We start from the raw sequence: 17,311 nt of genomic DNA, 5'->3' as shown, positions 1-17,311 counted from the left end.
CTTCGCCTCCGAGCCGTTACAAAGACTGTCGGCGCCGGAGAAGAGGTCGGCGCCCGTTTCATTCGGAGGATTTTTCAGCATGGCGTTTTCCACATCATGGCATCCGTCGGGCAGTCGCTACGACAGCATGACTTACAATCGCTGCGGCAGATCCGGCCTCAAGCTGCCGGCGATCTCGCTCGGCCTGTGGCACAATTTCGGCGACGACACGCCGCATCAGCGCAAGGTCGATATCTGCACGAAAGCCTTCGATCTCGGCATCACCCATTTCGACCTCGCCAACAATTACGGCCCCAAGCCCGGCTCGGCGGAACTCGCTTTCGGCCAGATCCTGCGCGAGGAATTTCATGGACTGCGCGACGAGCTGATCATTTCGTCCAAGGCCGGGTACAACATGTGGCCCGGGCCTTACGGTGAATGGGGTAGCCGCAAGTACCTGATCGCCTCCTGCGACCAGAGCCTCAAGCGCATGGGGCTGGACTATGTCGACATCTTCTACTCGCACCGCTTCGACCCCGATACGCCGCTCGAGGAAACCTGCGGCGCGCTCGATCACATCGTCCGCTCGGGCAGGGCGCTTTACATCGGTCTATCCTCCTACAATTCGAAGCGCACCCGAGAGGCCGCCGAAATCCTCAAGCGGCTCGGCACCCCGGTCCTCATCCATCAGCCGAGCTATTCGATGATCAACCGCTGGGTGGAGGAAGACGGGCTGCTCGACACGCTCGAAGACCTCGGTATCGGCTCGATCGTCTTTTCGCCGCTGGCGCAGGGCATGCTGACTTCAAAATATCTCGGCGGCGTCCCGGATGACAGCCGCGCCGCCCAGGGCAAGTCGCTGCGCCCCGCCTTCCTCACCGACAGCAATATCGACAACCTCAGGGGCCTCAACGCGATCGCCGAACGCCGCGGCCAGACCCTGGCGCAGATGGCGCTAGCCTGGGTTCTGCGCGGCAACCGCGTGACGACCGCCCTGATCGGCGCAAGCCGCCCCGAACAGGTGGAGGATTGCGTCAAGGCACTCGACAGGCGTGATTTCACGGCGGAGGAACTCGCCGAGATCGACCGCTTCGCCAAGGACGCCGATATCAACATCTGGGCGGCGTCTGCCGAACGGGCAGGGCCTTCGCGCAACAAGTGACGGACGCCCGACACCGGCGTAACTGCCTCGAAAGCTGCGGTGAGGAGATATGGGAGGCGCGCGTAATTCGTTAACAATCTATGTCAGCGAAGCCTCCCAAGTCACTCGTATAATTACGCATATTTAATCTTGCATTCATTTGGCATTCATCGCGCGAACACTAGTTTCGGGGCGTGTTCAAAGCGAGGAAACGCTCATGAAGAAGTTCGTCATTGCCATGCTTGCCGCCACCGTTCTGGCTGGCCCGATCGCAACCGCCGCGCAGGCGCAGGACTGGCGCCACGACCGCGACCGCGATCGCGGCCGTCAGGTCGAACGCCATGTAGATCGCCACGTCGACAAGCGGGTCAACAAGGAAGTCCACGTCAACAAGCGGGTCGTGGTCCACAAGCATCGCTGGGCCAAGGGCCATCGCATGTCGGCCGCCGAGCGCCGCCGCATGGCCGAGATCCGCGACTATCGCCGCTACCGCCTGTCCGCTCCGCCGCGCGGCCAGCGCTGGGTCAAGGTCGATAACGACTTCCTGCTGGTCGGCATTGCCTCCGGCGTCATCGCCAGCATCGTCGCCGGCCGCTAACCCGGCCCTGTAGCTCGAAAAACAAAACCGGCGGATGTTGTCTCCAACATCCGCCGGTTTGCTGTCATGGAAAAGGCCGCGAGGGTGTTCCGTCCTCACCCTTTCCAATCGATCCGTTTCTTACTGCGACAGGCAGGTCTTCATCGAGGTCGAAAGGCCGCGCATCAGGGTGAAATAGAGATCCGGGCCGGCGGCAATCGTCGCCGCCTCCGGGTCGAGCGTCGCCGATTTCGCCGGCGTGCCTTCGGTCACTACATTGACCAGCTTCGGCTCGAACTGCGGTTCGGCGAACACGCAGGTGGCGCCAAGCTCGGTCACCTTGTCGTGGATCTGCTTGACCCGTTCCGCGCCCGGCATTGTCTCCGGGCTGACCGTGATCGAGCCTGCGACCTTCACGCCGTAATGGTGCTCGAAATACTGGTAGGCGTCGTGGAAGACGACGAAAGGCTTGTCCTTCACCGGTTCCAGCTCGGCCTTGATCTCCGCATCCATCGCGTCGATCTGCTGCATCAGTTCGGCGGCGTTCTTCTGGTAAGTTGCTGCATTTTCCGCATCCGCCTGCACCAGCTGCTTTTCGATCTCGGCCGCAAATGCCTTGGCATTCATCGGGTCGAGCCACAGATGCGTGTCGAATGCACCGTGATCATGCCCCTCGTGCCCCTGCTCCTCGTGAGCCTGTTCGTCGTGATCATGGCCTTCGTGCCCAGCGTGTTTTTCGCCGTCCGCATGATCGTCGCCGGCATGATCGTGGCCCTCATGATCGCCACCTTCATGGGCGTGATCGTGATCTCCATGGTCGTGTGCCTCGAATGCGCCGCCCTCGCGGAACGGCAGTTTCTCCAGTCCGGGCGCGTCTTCCAGCGTCACGACGGTGGCCTTGGATGCCAGCGCCTCCAGCGGCTTCTCCAGGAACGCCTCCATTCCATGGCCGACCCAGAACACCATGTCGGCGCCTTCCAGCGCGCGGGCGTTAGACGGCTTCATGGTGAAAGTGTGCGGCGAGGCCGCGCCATCGACGATCAGCTTCGGCTCGGCCACGCCTTTCATGATCGCCGCGACCAGCGAGTGGATCGGCTTGATCGAGACGACGACTTCGGGTGCTGCGGCGTAGGCGCTCGGAGCGGCGATCATCGCAGCCGAGGAGAGGAGGAGGGCAGCGGCAAATTTCATGGACAGGCTTCCTTGTCTGATAGACGTAATGTTATTACATCAATTGCGTTATGCTATAACGTGTGGCATGACGGGTGACAACAGGAAAATTCGCCGATCATGCTGATGAACAGCCGCGCTGCCGAACCCCGGCCCATTCAGGGGCCCGATAAGGGGAAGGGCGCCGAAACTCTCGTATCCTTGCGCAATGCCGGCATTCGCCGCGATGGCCGCTGGCTCGTCCGCGGCGTCGATTTCGATATCGCCCGTGGCGAGGTCGTGACGCTGATCGGCCCCAACGGCGCCGGCAAGTCGACCACCGCGAAAATGGCGATCGGCGTGCTGAAGGCAGACGAAGGCACTGTCGATCGTGCCAGAACGCTGCGCATCGGCTATGTGCCGCAGAAACTGGCGATCGACTGGACCATGCCGCTCACCGTGCGCCGGCTGATGACGCTGACCGGCCCGCTGAAGGAGCCGGAGATCATGGCTGCGCTGGAAGCGACCGGCATCCCGCATCTGGCCGGCTCCGAGGTCCGCCATCTGTCCGGCGGCGAGTTCCAGCGTGCGCTGCTGGCCCGCGCCATCGGCCGAAAGCCCGATCTTCTGGTGCTCGACGAGCCGGTCCAGGGCGTCGATTTCGCCGGCGAGGCGGCGCTCTACGATCTCATCCGCACCATCCGCAATGCTACCGGCTGCGGTATCCTGATGATCTCGCATGACCTGCACATGGTCATGGCCGGCACTGACACGGTGATCTGCCTCAACGGCCATGTCTGCTGCCGCGGCACGCCGGAAGTGGTCAGCCAAAGCTCGGACTACGCCAAACTCTTCGGCGGCAATGCCCGCGCGCTTGCGGTCTATAACCATCAGCACGACCACACCCATCTGCCCGATGGCCGCGTGCGCCACGCCGATGGCTCTGTCACCGACCACTGTCACAAGGATGACGGTCACCACCACGGCCACAGCCATGATCATGACCAAGGCCATTCCCATGGCCACGACGATGGTCATGATCACGCCCACCATGACCATCGCGACCATGTCCACCATGGTCATGCCGCACATGAAGGCGAGGGCAGCCGCCATGCTTGACGACTTCTTCACCCGCGCCCTCATCGCCGGCATAGGCGTCGCATTCACCGCCGGTCCGCTCGGCTGTTTCGTCGTCTGGCGGCGCATGGCCTATTTCGGCGACACCATGGCCCATTCGGCGTTGCTCGGCGTGGCTCTGTCGCTGTTCTTCGAGGTCAACCTTCTCCTTTCGGTCTTCGGGGTCGCCGTCCTCGTGTCCGTCATGCTGCTTCTGCTGCAACGCCGTCAGTCGCTGTCGGCGGATGCGCTGCTCGGTATCCTGTCGCATTCGGCACTGGCCATCGGCCTCGTACTCGTCGCCTTCATGACCTGGGTCCGCATCGATCTGATCGCCTTCCTTTTCGGCGATATCCTCGCCGTCACACCGTCCGACATCGCCCTCATCTGGGGCGGCGGCGCGGTGGTGGTCGCGGCCATCGCCTGGCTCTGGAGGCCGCTGATCGCCTCCACCGTCAGCGAGGACGTGGCCGAGGCCGAAGGCATGAACCCGGCGCGGACAAAACTCTTCTTCATGCTGCTGATGGCGCTCGTCATCGCGATTGCGATGAAGATCGTCGGCATCATGCTGATCACCTCGCTGCTGATCATCCCCGCCGCCACAGCGCGCCGCTTTTCGCTCAGCCCCGAATGGATGGCGGTCTTCGCCGGGCTGATCGGCGCGCTCGCCGTCGTCGGTGGCTTGTTCGGCTCGCTCACCTATGACACGCCGTCCGGCCCGTCCATCGTCGTCGCGGCACTCCTGCTTTTCATCGTAAGTCTCATTCCAGCCTTCGGCCGCAACACCGCCGAACGCGCAGCCAACAAGGGAGTACGAGGATGAACGCCCCGATCGTCAATCCGGCCCTGACCAAGAACCAGACGCTGGTCTTCGATGTTCTGGAGAAGTCCGAAGGCCCGATGAGTGCCTACACGATCCTCGACAAGCTGCGCGACCATGGGTTTCGCGCGCCGCTTCAGGTCTATCGAGCGCTCGACAAGCTGACCGAATTCGGCATGGTACACCGGCTGGAAAGTCTCAATGCCTTTGTCGCCTGTGCCCACCGCGAGCATGAATGTTGCGGTGGCGCCCATGGCCATGGTCATGGCACGGTTGCCTTCGCCATCTGCGAAAGCTGCAATCAGGTTCTCGAATTCCACGACCACAAGGTCGATCACAATCTCGGTGACTGGGCAAAGTCGAAGGGCTTCAAGCCGTCGAAGACGACGATCGAGATCCGCGGCCTGTGCGAGAAATGCGCCGCGTGATGTGAGCGCTTCCGGCACAGCCGAAAACCGGCTGTGCCGGCGAAGTCAAGCAGCGCTCTATATCTCTCTGAGATCGTGCGAAAATCGTTTCCAGTTTTCCACGTAGCGCGCGGCCGATGCGGTCAGCTTCGCCGCCGCCTCGTCGTCGAGAACCCGGATCGCCTTTGCCGGCGATCCGACGATCAGCGAATTGTCGGGAAACTCCTTGCCCTCGGTCACCAGCGCATTCGCGCCGATCAGGCAGTTCCTGCCGATCTTCGCTCCGTTCAGGATCGTCGCTCCCATGCCGACCAGAGAATTGTCGCCGATCGTACAGCCATGCACGATCGCATGATGCCCGATCGTGCAGTCCGCCCCGATCGAAACCGGGAAGGCGGGATCGGTATGCACCATCACGCCTTCCTGGATATTGGAGCGCGCCCCGATCGTGATCGGCTCGTTGTCGCCGCGTAAGGTCGCGCCGAACCAGATCCCGACATCCTCGCCGAGCGTCACCTTGCCGATGACATTCGCATCCGGCGCCACCCAGTAGCGGCCGGGATCGGGGAGTGAGGGCGAGAAATCGCCGAGTTCATAGATCGGCATCGCGCCAGCTCCCCGGAAGTCCGATTACGCGACCGTCAGCGAAAGCTCGCCGACACCCGCCACGCCGCAAGTGACCTTGTCACCCTTGACGATGGCACCGACGCCGGCCGGCGTGCCGGTCATGATGATGTCGCCCGGTGCGATCTCGAACAGCTTGGAGACTTCGGCGATGATTTCCGGCAGTTTCCAGATCATCTGGTTGAGATCGCCGTCCTGCTTGCGAACGCCGTTGACGTCGAGCCAGATCGACCCGTCCTGCGGATGGCCGATCGCCGCCGCCGGGACGAGGGCCGTCACCGGTGCGGATTTCTCGAATGCCTTGGCGACTTCCCACGACCGGCCCATCTTCTTCATCTGGTCCTGCAGGTCGCGGCGGGTGAAATCGATGCCGACGGCATAACCATAGACCTTCGAAAGCGCCTCTTCCGGCGCGATGTCGGAGCCGCCGGACGCCATGGCGATCACCAGTTCCACCTCGAAATGGACGTTGGACGACAGCGGCGGATATGGGAAGGTCTCGCCGTTATAGACGTTGTCGGCGTTCTTCTGGAAGAAGAAGGGCGGCTCGCGCGAGGGATCGTGCCCCATCTCGATCGCGTGGTCGGCATAGTTGCGGCCGACGCAGTAGACCCGGCGCACCGGAAACTGTTCGGTCGCGCCGACAACATCGAGCAGCACGGGTTCTGGGGCAGGGATCACGGTAGCGCGCATGGAAAATCCTCAATTCACTGAAATGCCGGAGGCTTTGTCCAACAAATTTGCCGTCAAGCCTAGCCTGTTTCTCGCAACGGTTAAGATCTGCCGCAGAAATATTGGATGCCGGCACGCCCGGCTTGCCTTGGCCGCCAATTCCGGCCAATGACTAGACCGGACCCCATGACCAGATCAGACGAAGAGCATCGAAGGACCGGATTTCATGTCCAAGCCGCCAAAGCCGAACCAGAACAAGCCGAAGAAGACCAAGGAGCCGGAACTCGAACATTCCGAATTTTCCGGCGAGTTCGAAGACGAGGGCATTACCATTCTGGTCGATATCTATCGTAATGCCGGCACTAACGAGGACTGGACGCTGGAAGTGATCAGCCAGACCGAGGTCGTCACCACGTGGGAATCGGGCTTTGCGACCGACAAGGATGCCTGGGAAGAATTCCTGGCGACGGCCGAAAAGGACGGGCTTGAGAGCTTTCTTGAAGAAGGCGAGGACGAACCCTCTGTTCATTGACGCCATGTTTTCCGGGGCAGACCGGGCGCGAATGCCCGGACCGACGAAAGCGGCCCATTAGGCCGCCCTTCCTGCATAAAAGACTATTCTGCGTATAAAAGTATCGTCAGCCCCGTTCGGACTTCGATACCAGAAACGCCACCAGCGCCGTCAGCGCCAGAGCGCCGACCACCGCACCGGTGGTCGTGCCGGGGTTGCGGCGAACCACATCGGAAAGATCATGCCCGCCATCGCGGAACTGGCGGGCCACCTGCCGTGCGCGCGGAACGATATAGCGGGATGCGTCGTCGGCCGACGCGCTGGCCTGCTTGGCAAGGGATGCGCGAAGATCGGCGATCTGGCTGGAGAGACGGTCGATATCGGAGGTGAGGTCGCGGGCCATGGTGGTTCCTTGTTTCATCGGATTGCATCCATCAACGGCAAAGCTTCGATCCGGTTCCTTGGTTTTCCGCCACCCGTCGGCGATAAGGTCGGTGCCGGGGCCCGTACCTATCTTTTTTACACCCTGCGCTGTATAGGACCGCCGAAGGGCCAAGGCCCAGGCGGCCGATTGCCCGATATCGGCCGTAGATGATTGATGCACGAAATCCCCGCCGGCCTGTCGCGCGCCATAAACGCAGGCGATCATGCCGGACCTTGTTCGGATAAAGGGATGCGACGCGGAGCGAATGACGTGAATTTTTACGAAAAGGCCAGAACGTCGGGCGAAAAAATCTTCGCCGTGGCCCCCATGATCGACTGGACGGATTCGAGGTGCAGGTACCTCCACCGTCAGCTTTCGTCGCGTGCGCTTCTCTATACCGAAATGGTCGTCGCCGATGCGATCATCCATGGGCCGCGCGAGCGGCTTCTCGGCTTTTCGCCGCAGGAACATCCCGTCGCGCTCCAGCTTGGCGGTTCGGATGCCGCAAAGCTCACCGAGGCGATCCGCATTGCCGCCGATTACGGCTATGACGAGATCGGCTTGAATGTCGGCTGCCCCTCGGACCGCGTCCAGTCCGGCACGTTCGGCGCCTGCCTGATGCGCGATCCCGGCCATGTGGCCGATCTGATTGCCGCGATGAAGAAGGTTTCGTCCGTCCCGGTCACGGTCAAATGCCGCATCGGCGTCGATGACCAGGACCCGAGCGAGGTGCTGCCGGATTTTCTCATCCGCATGGTCGGGGCAGGGGCGGATGCGATCTGGGTCCACGCCCGCAAGGCATGGCTGCAGGGCTTGAGCCCGAAGGAGAACCGCGAAGTCCCGCCGCTCGATTACGATCTCGTCTACCGGATGAAGCGTGAAAACCCCGATGTCTTTCTAGGTATCAATGGCGGCATTGCCGATCTCGATCAGGCAAGAGAGCATCTGACCGTGATGGATGGTGTCATGCTCGGCCGCGCCGCCTACCAGAATGCCGGCCTGCTGACCGGCGTCGACGCGATGCTGGACAGTGCCGCCGGCCGCGAGGCGCAGGCGCCGGAATTCGACTGGCTTGCCCTGCGCGACACGATGATCGCCTATGCCGAAGAGGTGATCGCCTCCGGTGGACGCCTGCATCACGTCACCCGCCATATGGTCGGGCTTTTCCAGGGTTATGCCGGCGCCCGCCGCTTCCGGCAGATCCTCTCGTCGGAGGCAACCAAACCCGGCGCCGGCACCGAGATCATCACCGCCGCCTTCGCCGCCGTCGATCTTGATGGTGAAGCGGGCCGCCAGGTGGAGCGGGCGACCGGATAACCCCCATGAACTGAGGGGTTGATTGCGTGTATCGAAACACGACACGCTGGCGTTGCTTCGTATTAGATATTTCTTAAATAGCGTACCCGTAATGTTCCAGACGGTATCGCGGTGAATTCCGTCATCGCGCGAATGTGGTAGCGTCTGATGTTCAAGGTTCTGGAATGCGTGGCTGTCCAGCATGACCACGCCCTGGTTGCTCTCGCCGCCGGCATATGTGTCGTCGGCATGCTGGCTTTCTTCCTCATTCACCGCCGCGCGGTGGAGTGCACGGAAAAGCGGCGGAATTTCTGGCTGGTCGTGGCGGCCGTCACCGGTGGCCTTTCGGTCTGGGCGACGCATTTCGTCGCCATGCTCGCCTATGAAGGCACGGTCGCCATAGAGTTCGAGCTGTTCCGCACCCTTCTTTCCGCCGTGATCGCCGTCGCCGGCTTCTGGGCGAGCCTCAGAATTCTCGAAGACGGCGGCCGCTGGGGCGAAGTCCTGGCGGGCGTTGCCGCGACGCTGACGATCGCGGCCATGCATTTCACCGGCACGGCGGCGATCCGCGCGGCTGCGGCTATTCGCTACGAAATCGGCGTCATCCCGCTCGCCGCCGTCCTGTCGATCGGCCTGCTGACCTTTGCCTTCCGCATGTCGCTGCGCCGCAAGGGCCGGCGCGGGCTGTGGGCGGCGGTCGCGGCGAGCGTGCTGTCGATCTGCCTCCTGCATTTCTCCGCCATGTCGGCCACCACGCTCGTGCCCGATCCGTCCATGCCGGAAGTGTCGCTCGATGGTGACAGCGGCCGGCTGTGGATGGTCTGGGCGGTGTCGATCGTCACCGGCATGATCATTCTGGCGGGCGTCACGGCAAGCTTCCTCGACCGCTATCTCACCGACCTGCGTGGCTTTGCCAATGCGACGCTCGAGGGTCTGGCCGTCGTGCGCGAGGGTGTGATCATCGAGGCGAACGCCCGCTTTGCCAGCATGCTCGGCCTGCGCGACCGCGATGTCATCGGCCGCTCGCCCGACAGCCTTTTGGTTGCCGCCGACGGGATCTCACTGATCGACGAGGAGCGCACCCGCGCCGTGGAGGCCGCTCCGCTGATCAGCGGTCCGCTGAAACCGGGGCGGGGCGAAACCTTCCTCGAAGTGGCGGTCCACACCATCGAATACCGTGGTCGCCAGTGCCAGGTTCTCGCCGTCCGCGACCTCACCGAGAAGCGCATCGCCGAAATGCGGGTCGAGCACATGGCGCGCCACGACGCGCTGACCGACCTGCCGAACCGCACGATGTTTTCCGAAAAGCTGCAAACCGCCATCGACCTTGCCACCAGTTCCGACGAGCGGCTGGCGGTACTGGCGCTCGACCTCGACCGCTTCAAGGCGGTCAACGACGTCTTCGGTCATGCGGAAGGCGACCGGGTGTTGATGAAGGTCGCCGATATCCTGCGCCGCTGCATCGGCCCGTCCGATACGCCGGCACGCATCGGCGGCGACGAGTTCATCATCCTCCAGCCCGGTCTCGATCAGCCGACGGCGGCCTATCTTCTCGCCGACCGCATCCTTGACACGTTCCGGCAGGAGATGAACGTCAACTTCGACCCCAAGGCCGTCGGCGTGTCGATCGGCGTGTCGATCTTCCCGGAGGATGGCCGCACCGCCGACGACCTGCGCAATGCCGCCGACATGGCGCTCTACAATGCCAAGTTCAGCGGTCGCGGCACGGCCGCCTTCTATTCCGCCGACATGGATGCCGAACTGCGCCAGCGCCGGCTGATTGAAAGCGAGCTGCGCCACGCGGTGCTGCGCGATCAGCTTTCGCTCGTCTTCCAGCCGCTCTTCGACGCCTCGAACGGCATCTGCACCGGCTATGAGGCGCTGATGCGCTGGAAGCATCCGGAACTCGGCCAGGTCTCGCCGGCAAGCTTCATCCCCGTTGCCGAGGAGACCGGCATCATCGTCACGCTCGGCGAATGGGCGCTTCGCGAGGCCTGCAAGACGGCGGTGCAGTGGGATGACGGACTGGCCGTGGCGGTCAACGTCTCGGCCGTGCAGTTCCGTTTCCCCGACCTCGTCGGCACGGTGGCAGCGGCGCTGACCGACAGCGGCCTGGAACCGCAGCGGCTGGAGCTGGAAATCACCGAGACCGCGCTTCTCGAAAACCGCGACACGGTGCTGGCCATGCTGCAGAAGCTGAAGGCGCTCGGCGTGCATGTGGTGATCGACGATTTCGGTACCGGATATTCGTCGCTCTCCAACCTGCAGGCCTTCCCCTTCGACAAGATCAAGATTGATCGCAGCTTCATCTGGCAGATGGAGGAAAGCGACAGCGCCCGCGCCATCGTCAAGGCGATCATCGGGCTCGGCAAGAGCCTCGAACTGCCGGTCGTCGCCGAAGGCATAGAGACCTTCGGCCAGCACCGGATGGTGATCGAGGATGGTATCGAGCAATTGCAGGGGTTTCTGCTCGGCAAACCGAAAAGCGCCGGCGAGGTGGAAGTCCTCTCCGGCAACCGCCGCGTCCCACCGTTCCGTAAACGAGGATAGGGGCGGGCGTTCGCCCGCTCCTCACAGCAGCCCACGCAGTACCCCACGCGTTAGGCCCTGCACCACCAGCCCTCAGGGCATGTCACCGGCCGGTTGGCGGATAAGCCCGCCGGCCTATCCGCGTGAAAATCGGCGAGCCGATCCATTTACCCCTCCACGGGCGGCAGGCGCTTTTGGCGGGCGCGGCGGGCGGCGTCCCAGCGGGCGGGGTTCCAGCGGCCGGAATGGTTGCGGGCGATGGCGATGGCAGTCTCGTCGCTTATGCGGCGCTCGCCGTTCGGCGTATCGAATTCCTCGGCATGGGTGTCGAGGCAATAGCGGGCGTAATTCGCCATGCGGTAGAGTTCGTTGAAGACGTCGCGCTGGGCGGCGGTGAGGTTTTGCAGGCAGCAGGGTTCGCCCGTGGCGATGAAGCGCCAGCGGCAGCTCTGGCCGCGGCGGCACGAGCGACGGCGGCAGACCATCAGCGGCAGCGCCATGGCTTCGGCCGTGCGGGTGGCCAGCTGGTTGTCGATCTTCGGCAGGCTCCCGGCGCCGCTCTTCGTTTCGGGCGCGGGGCTGATCATCGGCCCGGTCTTGGGCCCGGTCATCGACCAGCTCATCCGCCAAGTCATCGACCAGATTCTGGCTCCGGTTTCGGGTATGCGCTTATCTGCGGACATGCTGCCCCCTTGGCGATCTCGAGAATTTTCAACGAACGGACGGGGCGCTGACAGCTGCCTCGTAAGTTGGTTTTATGTGGCACCTCTCAGCGCCCCGTTCGGCGGTTTTTATCCGCGACTCCGGTCTCTCTGCCTTGGCCTTGGAGCGTGGTGTTCGTCTGGCGTGAGCCGGCACCGACGGCACGACCTGGCCGCCAGAACCAGAACTTCGCCGCCGCCGGGTGTTCCGCTTTCACGGATGGGCATGACGCCCGGCGAAACCACATCCCAGGGCCACCCTGTGTGCCGCACAGGCACATCCGACGCGCTGTTCGGGCATCAGAAGCGGGTGACATGACCATCGTCGTTCCCGCTTCCCCCGTGTCGCCGGAGGGAGACCATTTTCCGCGGACCCCGATGGTTGAGATTTACGTCCTCTCCCCACCACCAGCGCCGGCCCCGCCTCGCCGGAACGCCTTCCGGTGTATCCGCGACGGAACGGGGGCATTATAGGCACAGGTTAGAAGGACGGGGATGAGACTGCTCGCAACGCATTGATTTCATTGAATCGATGTGCGGATTTTCGGAGGGCGGCGCAATCTCGGAAACTATGTGAGCCGTATTTCGTTCGGTATTTGCGTATCACCAGGTGCATGAAATCAATCCAATATCATTACGCGCTAGTGGGGCTCTGATCAGCGAGAATGTAGTTCGATTAACAGAGAGATGAAAAAGACATCCGAACGAGGCTGTTAAGTCATTGTAAAACAGAATATATATTGAAAAATGTTTCTTTGGACTTGGTGTCGGATCTACGGTATTTCGTGACTGTTGGGCTAAAAATTTTAGGTGTGATGTTTGATATGATGTGGTAAGTAATAGAGTTGAATTCGGATGGAGTTGATGCTCTTCTTTCTAAAGATGAAGATCAATTTTGTGATTTCAAAGATAAATCTAATATTGCAAAGTGTACAAAAACATTAAGTGCTTTTGCAAATGCCGATGGAGGCGACCTTTATATCGGAATTCGGGATAAAGCGGAAAGCCAGAGGCTGCAAAACCTTTTTGAAAATCAGGAAGAGGCGAATGGCCTAGTTCAGGAGCTTTATAAACGTTTTTCTGATGGTGTTGAGTATTTGTATTTGGAGTATTTGAAGTTCCCAAGTGGAGGGCTCTGCCTTCATGTCATAGTGCAAAAGACGCCATTTGTGGTTGAGTCTTCTGACGGGAAAATCTTCAAGCGGCAGAACGCGGCTTACAGAGAACTGAAGACACCTCAGGATCGCCAGTCTTTGCTTTTGGAAAAGGGAGTTCGTAGCTTTGAAGACTCTTCAGTAGAGGCGGAGCCTAGTGAGATTGCTGACGCACCGCTAACAAAGAATTTTTTGGCTCACGTGGTGCCCCACGCTACACTTGAAGATCTTCTTAGAAAGGAGCGGCTTGCCTCCAATGATCGTCTTAGGGCGTGTGCATTATTGCTCTTTGACGAAAATCCCCAGTCGCTTTTGCCGCAGGCGGCTGTAAAACTTTATCGCTATAGAACTCTGGCGAGTGAGGGGGACCGCGAGGATCTTGAGGGGCAGCCTGCTACAATCGAGGGTCCTATTTATGATCTCATATATAAAGCTGTTTTGAAAACAAAAGAAAAAGTTGAGGAAATACCCATGATGGGTGACGGTGGTTTGGCCACCATAAAATATCCGGAAGAAGCGATACATGAAGTGATATGCAATGCTCTTCTTCATCGCGATTATAGTATTAATGATTATGTCCATATTCGTGTTTTTGATAATAGAATAGAAGTCGAGAGCCCGGGGCGTTTGGCTGGGCCAATTACGGTTAAGAATATTCTGAAGCAGAGGTTTGCTAGGAATAAAAAAATTGTCAGAATGATCGCAAAGTTCCCATCCCCTCCTAATAAAGATGTAGGTGAAGGCCTTAATACTGCCTTCCGCTCTATGCAGATGCTTAATTTGGGTAAGCCGGAGATCAGCGAAACTGAAGGCAGTGTCATTGTGCGTCTAAAGCATGAGCCGCTTGCGTCTAAGGAAGAGCTTATTTTAAAATATCTAGAGAAGAATAAGCAAATAAATAACACGACCGCCCGTACGGTTTGTAACGTGCAGTCTGACAGTGTTATTAGAAAACTTTTTCACTCGATGATTACTGCCGGAGTTATTGAGAAGGTTCCGAATACTCGTGGAAAAGGCACGAAATATCGTGAAAAAGGCGCGACTTAGATTTTTTGTGAGTCATTTCGTAAGTTTAAGCAATTGAGCAGATTCCCTTTGTGCCTCTAACTATACTGCCCGTGACGTCACCGCCCAGGCCGCCCGGTCTTCCCCTTCGTCCGTCCCTTGCGCTTCTGCTCCCCGGCATCCTCGTAGGACCCTGCGCCGACTTTGCCGCGGACGATCGGGCGGGGATCGTCGCGGTCGGCGCGTTCCGGTTGGCCTTCCAGCAGCGGTGAGAAGCGCTTTCCCGGCTCGGTGGCCGGCTTTTCGGGCAGCTTGCCGGTGACCGGCTTTTCCGTGCGGCCGACCGTCATTTCGTCGAGCGTGTTGCGGCGGAAGAGGGAGTTGGCCGCGTCTTCAAAGGACGCGTCTGCTCCCCTCGCCAAGTTCGCCGATCCACTCGGCTGCGCCTCGCGGGGCGAACTATCCTCTCCCTCAAGGGGAGAGGTAGGCGTCGCGTTTGCCGCGCGCTTGCCGTTCTTTCCTACACCTTCCTGGCTCTTCGCCTCGTCTCGTGCGATCGGGTCGTCCATGGTTGCAAGCTCTGCGGCCTTGAGGCGTTTGATTTCGTCGCGCAGGCGGGCGGCCTTTTCGAAGTCGAGATCGGCGGCGGCATCGCGCATGGATTTTTCCAGCGCGTTGAGGTGGCTCTGGAGATTGTTGCCGACGAGGTGGCCGCCATCTGCAAAACCCTTGCCCGAAGCGCCGGAAATGTCGGCGCGGACGTGGTCGCGTTCGTAGACACTGTCGAGGATGTCGGAGATGCGGGCTTTCACCGATTCCGGCGTGATGCCGTGTTCGGTGTTATAGGCGACCTGCTTTTCGCGGCGGCGGGCGGTTTCGTCCATCGCCCGCTGCATCGAGCCGGTGATCTTGTCGGCGTAAAGAATGACCTTGCCGTCGACGTTACGCGCCGCACGCCCGATGGTCTGGATCAGCGACGTTTCCGAGCGCAAAAAACCTTCCTTGTCGGCGTCGAGGATGGCGACGAAACCGCATTCGGGAATGTCGAGACCCTCGCGCAGCAGGTTGATGCCGACCAGCACGTCGAAGGCGCCGAGGCGCAGGTCGCGGATGATCTCGATGCGTTCCAGCGTGTCGATGTCACTGTGCATGTAGCGGACGCGGACACCCTGTTCGTGTAGATATTCGGTAAGATCTTCGGCCATGCGCTTGGTGAGGACCGTGCAGAGCGTGCGGTAGCCTTTTTGCGCGGTTTCCCGGATTTCGCCCAAAACGTCGTCGACCTGGGAGCGGGCGGAGCGCACTTCCACCGGCGGATCGATCAGGCCCGTGGGGCGGATGACCTGTTCGGCAAACACGCCGCCGGACTGTTCCATTTCCCAATTACCGGGCGTGGCCGAGACCGCAACGGTGAGCGGGCGCATCGCGTCCCATTCCTCGAAGCGCAGCGGGCGGTTGTCCATGCACGACGGCAGGCGGAAACCGTATTCGGCGAGCGTCGCCTTGCGCCGAAAGTCGCCGCGATACATGCCGCCGATCTGGCTGACGGAGACGTGGCTTTCGTCGATGAACAGAAGAGCGTTGTCGGGAATATATTCGAACAGGGTCGGTGGCGGTTCGCCGGGATTGCGGCCGGTGAGATAACGCGAATAGTTCTCGATGCCGGCGCAGGAGCCGGTGGCTTCGAGCATTTCGATATCGTAGCGGGTGCGCTGTTCGAGGCGCTGCGCTTCCAGAAGGCGGCCGCCCTTTTCCAGCTCTGCAAGGCGGATCTTAAGCTCTTCCTTGATGGATTTGATGGCGCCGTTGAGGGTGGGGCGTGGCGTGACATAGTGCGAGTTGGCGTAGATTTTGACCGACTTCAGGTCGCCGGTCTTGTGGCCGGTGAGCGGGTCGAACTCGGTAATGCTGTCGATCTCGTCGCCGAACATCGAGATGCGCCATGCGGCATCTTCCAGGTGGGCGGGGAAGATTTCGATCGTGTCGCCGCGGACCCGGAACGAACCGCGGATAAAATTGATGTCCTGGCGTTTGTATTGCTGCGCCACGAGGTCGGCGAGAAGCTGGCGCTGGTCGAGGCGGTCGCCGACCTCCATCTGGAAGGTCATGGCGGTGTAGGTTTCGACCGAGCCGATACCATAGATGCAGGAGACCGAGGCGACGATGATGCAGTCGTCGCGTTCCAAAAGCGAGCGGGTGGCGGAGTGGCGCATGCGGTCGATCTGTTCGTTGATCGAGCTTTCCTTCTCGATGAACGTGTCGGAGCGCGGCACATAGGCTTCCGGCTGGTAATAGTCGTAATAGGAGACGAAATATTCGACGGCGTTGTCCGGAAAGAAATTCTTGAACTCGGAATAGAGCTGCGCCGCCAGCGTCTTGTTGGGCGCGAGGATGACGGCGGGGCGCTGGGTCTCCTCGATCACCTTGGCCATGGTGAAGGTCTTGCCCGAGCCGGTGACGCCGAGCAGGACCTGGGAACGCTCGTTGTTGTTGATGCCCTCGACGAGATCGGCGATGGCGGTCGGCTGGTCGCCGGCGGGCTGGTATTCGGAATCCATGCGGATGGTGACGCCGCCCTCGGATTTTTCCGGGCGCTGCGGCCGGTGCGGCGTCCACAGTTTTCCGTCCTTGAACAGCGGGTTGCCGCTTTCGATCAGGGCGGAGAGGGCCTCGACCGTGGCGGTGACGGCACCGGTGGCGAGATGTTCCGCCTCTTCCAGCGAGACATCCATGCCGGCGACCGGATTGAGGCCGGCGGCGGCGCGCGTCTTGGGGTCCGATGAGGCGCCGATGGAGACGCCGCGCGATGTTTTCGACGCGGTGGTGTTCTTGGCGGTTTTCTGTCCCGCCTTCTGGGCCGGTTTCGGCTTGTCCTTGGCGGCGGCCTTGATGGCTTCCTCGCGGGCGGCGATCTCGATCTTCTTGCGGTGCTTGCCGGCCTTGGAGGCGATCTCGCGCTGGGTCTCGACGCCGGATGCTTCCGCTTCCGCCTCCAGCTGCTTCACCCAGTCGGCGACGCTGCCTTCAAGTGGGGCGCCTTCGAAGGCGGATTGCGGGGATTCACCGAAACCGCTTGAGCTTTCGGAGGAGGATTTCTTCGGGGATCTGGCCATGCGGCGAATATGGAGAGAGTCCGCCGGGATGTGAAGGGGGCGGCGGCGGAAAACGAGTACAAAAGGGAAACGGCGATCTGGTGTCGATGCGGG

The 17,311-nt window shown here is 61.1% G+C and carries 15 protein-coding genes; 9 read left to right on the top strand and 6 right to left on the bottom strand.

Annotation, left to right across the window (positions count from 1 at the left end; genetic code table 11):
- The first annotated feature begins 79 nt into the window (after positions 1 to 79).
- On the top strand, positions 80 to 1,141 hold the full coding sequence (gene mgrA, locus AC0JZ4_RS15385) for an L-glyceraldehyde 3-phosphate reductase (RefSeq protein ID WP_471887225.1): 1,062 nt from the start codon (positions 80 to 82) through the stop codon (positions 1,139 to 1,141).
- A gap of 196 nt (positions 1,142 to 1,337) precedes the next feature.
- Positions 1,338 to 1,718: an RcnB family protein gene (locus AC0JZ4_RS15380; RefSeq protein WP_471887224.1), complete on the top strand. Its 381-nt coding sequence runs from the start codon at positions 1,338 to 1,340 to the stop codon at positions 1,716 to 1,718.
- 120 nt (positions 1,719 to 1,838) lie between these two features.
- Here AC0JZ4_RS15380 and AC0JZ4_RS15375 read toward each other — a convergent pair whose 3' ends face one another.
- On the bottom strand, positions 1,839 to 2,888 hold the full coding sequence (locus tag AC0JZ4_RS15375; protein ID WP_471887223.1) for a zinc ABC transporter substrate-binding protein: 1,050 nt from the start codon (positions 2,886 to 2,888) through the stop codon (positions 1,839 to 1,841).
- A gap of 105 nt (positions 2,889 to 2,993) precedes the next feature.
- Here AC0JZ4_RS15375 and AC0JZ4_RS15370 point away from each other — a divergent pair, with 105 nt between their 5' ends.
- Genes AC0JZ4_RS15370 through AC0JZ4_RS15360 form a run of 3 tightly spaced genes read left to right on the top strand, consistent with a single transcriptional unit; the run spans position 2,994 to position 5,210 of the window.
- On the top strand, positions 2,994 to 3,965 hold the full coding sequence (locus AC0JZ4_RS15370; protein WP_471887904.1) for an ATP-binding cassette domain-containing protein: 972 nt from the start codon (positions 2,994 to 2,996) through the stop codon (positions 3,963 to 3,965).
- On the top strand, positions 3,958 to 4,785 hold the full coding sequence (gene znuB, locus AC0JZ4_RS15365; protein ID WP_471887903.1) for a zinc ABC transporter permease subunit ZnuB: 828 nt from the start codon (positions 3,958 to 3,960) through the stop codon (positions 4,783 to 4,785). Before AC0JZ4_RS15370 ends, znuB begins: the two co-directional genes overlap by 8 nt.
- A gap of 8 nt (positions 4,786 to 4,793) precedes the next feature.
- Entirely contained in the window at positions 4,794 to 5,210 is a 417-nt protein-coding gene (locus AC0JZ4_RS15360; RefSeq protein WP_346269371.1) for a Fur family transcriptional regulator, read from the top strand.
- A gap of 57 nt (positions 5,211 to 5,267) precedes the next feature.
- On the opposite strand, the gene AC0JZ4_RS15355 is transcribed toward AC0JZ4_RS15360, so the two are convergent.
- Both AC0JZ4_RS15355 and AC0JZ4_RS15350 read right to left on the bottom strand, forming a co-directional pair.
- A complete protein-coding gene (locus AC0JZ4_RS15355; protein WP_471887222.1) occupies positions 5,268 to 5,795 on the bottom strand; it encodes a gamma carbonic anhydrase family protein in 528 nt (175 codons plus the stop codon).
- A 24-nt stretch (positions 5,796 to 5,819) separates the two neighbouring features.
- Entirely contained in the window at positions 5,820 to 6,506 is a 687-nt protein-coding gene (locus tag AC0JZ4_RS15350; RefSeq protein WP_471887221.1) for a fumarylacetoacetate hydrolase family protein, read from the bottom strand.
- 205 nt (positions 6,507 to 6,711) lie between these two features.
- Between AC0JZ4_RS15350 and AC0JZ4_RS15345 the strand changes: the two genes are divergently transcribed.
- The gene (locus AC0JZ4_RS15345; RefSeq protein WP_471887220.1) at positions 6,712 to 7,017 is read left to right on the top strand and encodes a hypothetical protein; all 306 of its coding nucleotides are present in this window, start codon (positions 6,712 to 6,714) and stop codon (positions 7,015 to 7,017) included.
- A 106-nt stretch (positions 7,018 to 7,123) separates the two neighbouring features.
- Here AC0JZ4_RS15345 and AC0JZ4_RS15340 read toward each other — a convergent pair whose 3' ends face one another.
- Complete coding sequence (locus AC0JZ4_RS15340; RefSeq protein ID WP_471887219.1) at positions 7,124 to 7,417, bottom strand: hypothetical protein; 294 nt, start codon at positions 7,415 to 7,417, stop codon at positions 7,124 to 7,126.
- 252 nt (positions 7,418 to 7,669) lie between these two features.
- Here AC0JZ4_RS15340 and dusA point away from each other — a divergent pair, with 252 nt between their 5' ends.
- Together dusA and AC0JZ4_RS15330 are read left to right on the top strand one after the other, a co-directional pair.
- A complete protein-coding gene (gene dusA, locus AC0JZ4_RS15335) occupies positions 7,670 to 8,737 on the top strand; it encodes a tRNA dihydrouridine(20/20a) synthase DusA (RefSeq protein ID WP_471887218.1) in 1,068 nt (355 codons plus the stop codon).
- A gap of 147 nt (positions 8,738 to 8,884) precedes the next feature.
- Positions 8,885 to 11,266, top strand: coding sequence for a bifunctional diguanylate cyclase/phosphodiesterase (locus tag AC0JZ4_RS15330; RefSeq protein WP_471887217.1), 2,382 nt, complete (start codon positions 8,885 to 8,887; stop codon positions 11,264 to 11,266).
- Positions 11,267 to 11,412: 146 nt separating this feature from the next.
- On the opposite strand, the gene AC0JZ4_RS15325 is transcribed toward AC0JZ4_RS15330, so the two are convergent.
- Positions 11,413 to 11,856, bottom strand: coding sequence for a hypothetical protein (locus AC0JZ4_RS15325; RefSeq protein WP_471887216.1), 444 nt, complete (start codon positions 11,854 to 11,856; stop codon positions 11,413 to 11,415).
- 935 nt (positions 11,857 to 12,791) lie between these two features.
- Here AC0JZ4_RS15325 and AC0JZ4_RS15320 point away from each other — a divergent pair.
- Entirely contained in the window at positions 12,792 to 14,147 is a 1,356-nt protein-coding gene (locus AC0JZ4_RS15320) for an ATP-binding protein (RefSeq protein WP_471887215.1), read from the top strand.
- Positions 14,148 to 14,224: 77 nt separating this feature from the next.
- Here the strand turns inward: AC0JZ4_RS15320 and uvrB are convergent, their stop codons facing one another.
- Positions 14,225 to 17,218, bottom strand: coding sequence for an excinuclease ABC subunit UvrB (gene uvrB, locus AC0JZ4_RS15315; RefSeq protein WP_471887214.1), 2,994 nt, complete (start codon positions 17,216 to 17,218; stop codon positions 14,225 to 14,227).
- Positions 17,219 to 17,311 lie beyond the last annotated feature (93 nt).

It is taken from the genome of [Rhizobium] kunmingense (assembly GCF_977018605.1).
The sequence above is the reverse complement of the archived record's forward strand: the minus strand, read 5'-3'. Positions and strand labels throughout refer to the sequence as shown.

Coding starts and splice junctions, on each gene's coding strand:
- mgrA (WP_471887225.1), top strand. CDS start 80: ATGGCGTTTTCCACATCATGGCATCCGTCGGGCAGTCGCTACGACAGC.
- AC0JZ4_RS15380 (WP_471887224.1), top strand. CDS start 1,338: ATGAAGAAGTTCGTCATTGCCATGCTTGCCGCCACCGTTCTGGCTGGC.
- AC0JZ4_RS15375 (WP_471887223.1), bottom strand. CDS start 2,888: ATGAAATTTGCCGCTGCCCTCCTCCTCTCCTCGGCTGCGATGATCGCC.
- AC0JZ4_RS15370 (WP_471887904.1), top strand. CDS start 2,994: ATGAACAGCCGCGCTGCCGAACCCCGGCCCATTCAGGGGCCCGATAAG.
- znuB (WP_471887903.1), top strand. CDS start 3,958: ATGCTTGACGACTTCTTCACCCGCGCCCTCATCGCCGGCATAGGCGTC.
- AC0JZ4_RS15355 (WP_471887222.1), bottom strand. CDS start 5,795: ATGCCGATCTATGAACTCGGCGATTTCTCGCCCTCACTCCCCGATCCC.
- AC0JZ4_RS15350 (WP_471887221.1), bottom strand. CDS start 6,506: ATGCGCGCTACCGTGATCCCTGCCCCAGAACCCGTGCTGCTCGATGTT.
- AC0JZ4_RS15345 (WP_471887220.1), top strand. CDS start 6,712: ATGTCCAAGCCGCCAAAGCCGAACCAGAACAAGCCGAAGAAGACCAAG.
- AC0JZ4_RS15340 (WP_471887219.1), bottom strand. CDS start 7,417: ATGAAACAAGGAACCACCATGGCCCGCGACCTCACCTCCGATATCGAC.
- dusA (WP_471887218.1), top strand. CDS start 7,670: ATGCGACGCGGAGCGAATGACGTGAATTTTTACGAAAAGGCCAGAACG.
- AC0JZ4_RS15330 (WP_471887217.1), top strand. CDS start 8,885: ATGTTCAAGGTTCTGGAATGCGTGGCTGTCCAGCATGACCACGCCCTG.
- AC0JZ4_RS15325 (WP_471887216.1), bottom strand. CDS start 11,856: ATGACCGGGCCCAAGACCGGGCCGATGATCAGCCCCGCGCCCGAAACG.
- uvrB (WP_471887214.1), bottom strand. CDS start 17,218: ATGGCCAGATCCCCGAAGAAATCCTCCTCCGAAAGCTCAAGCGGTTTC.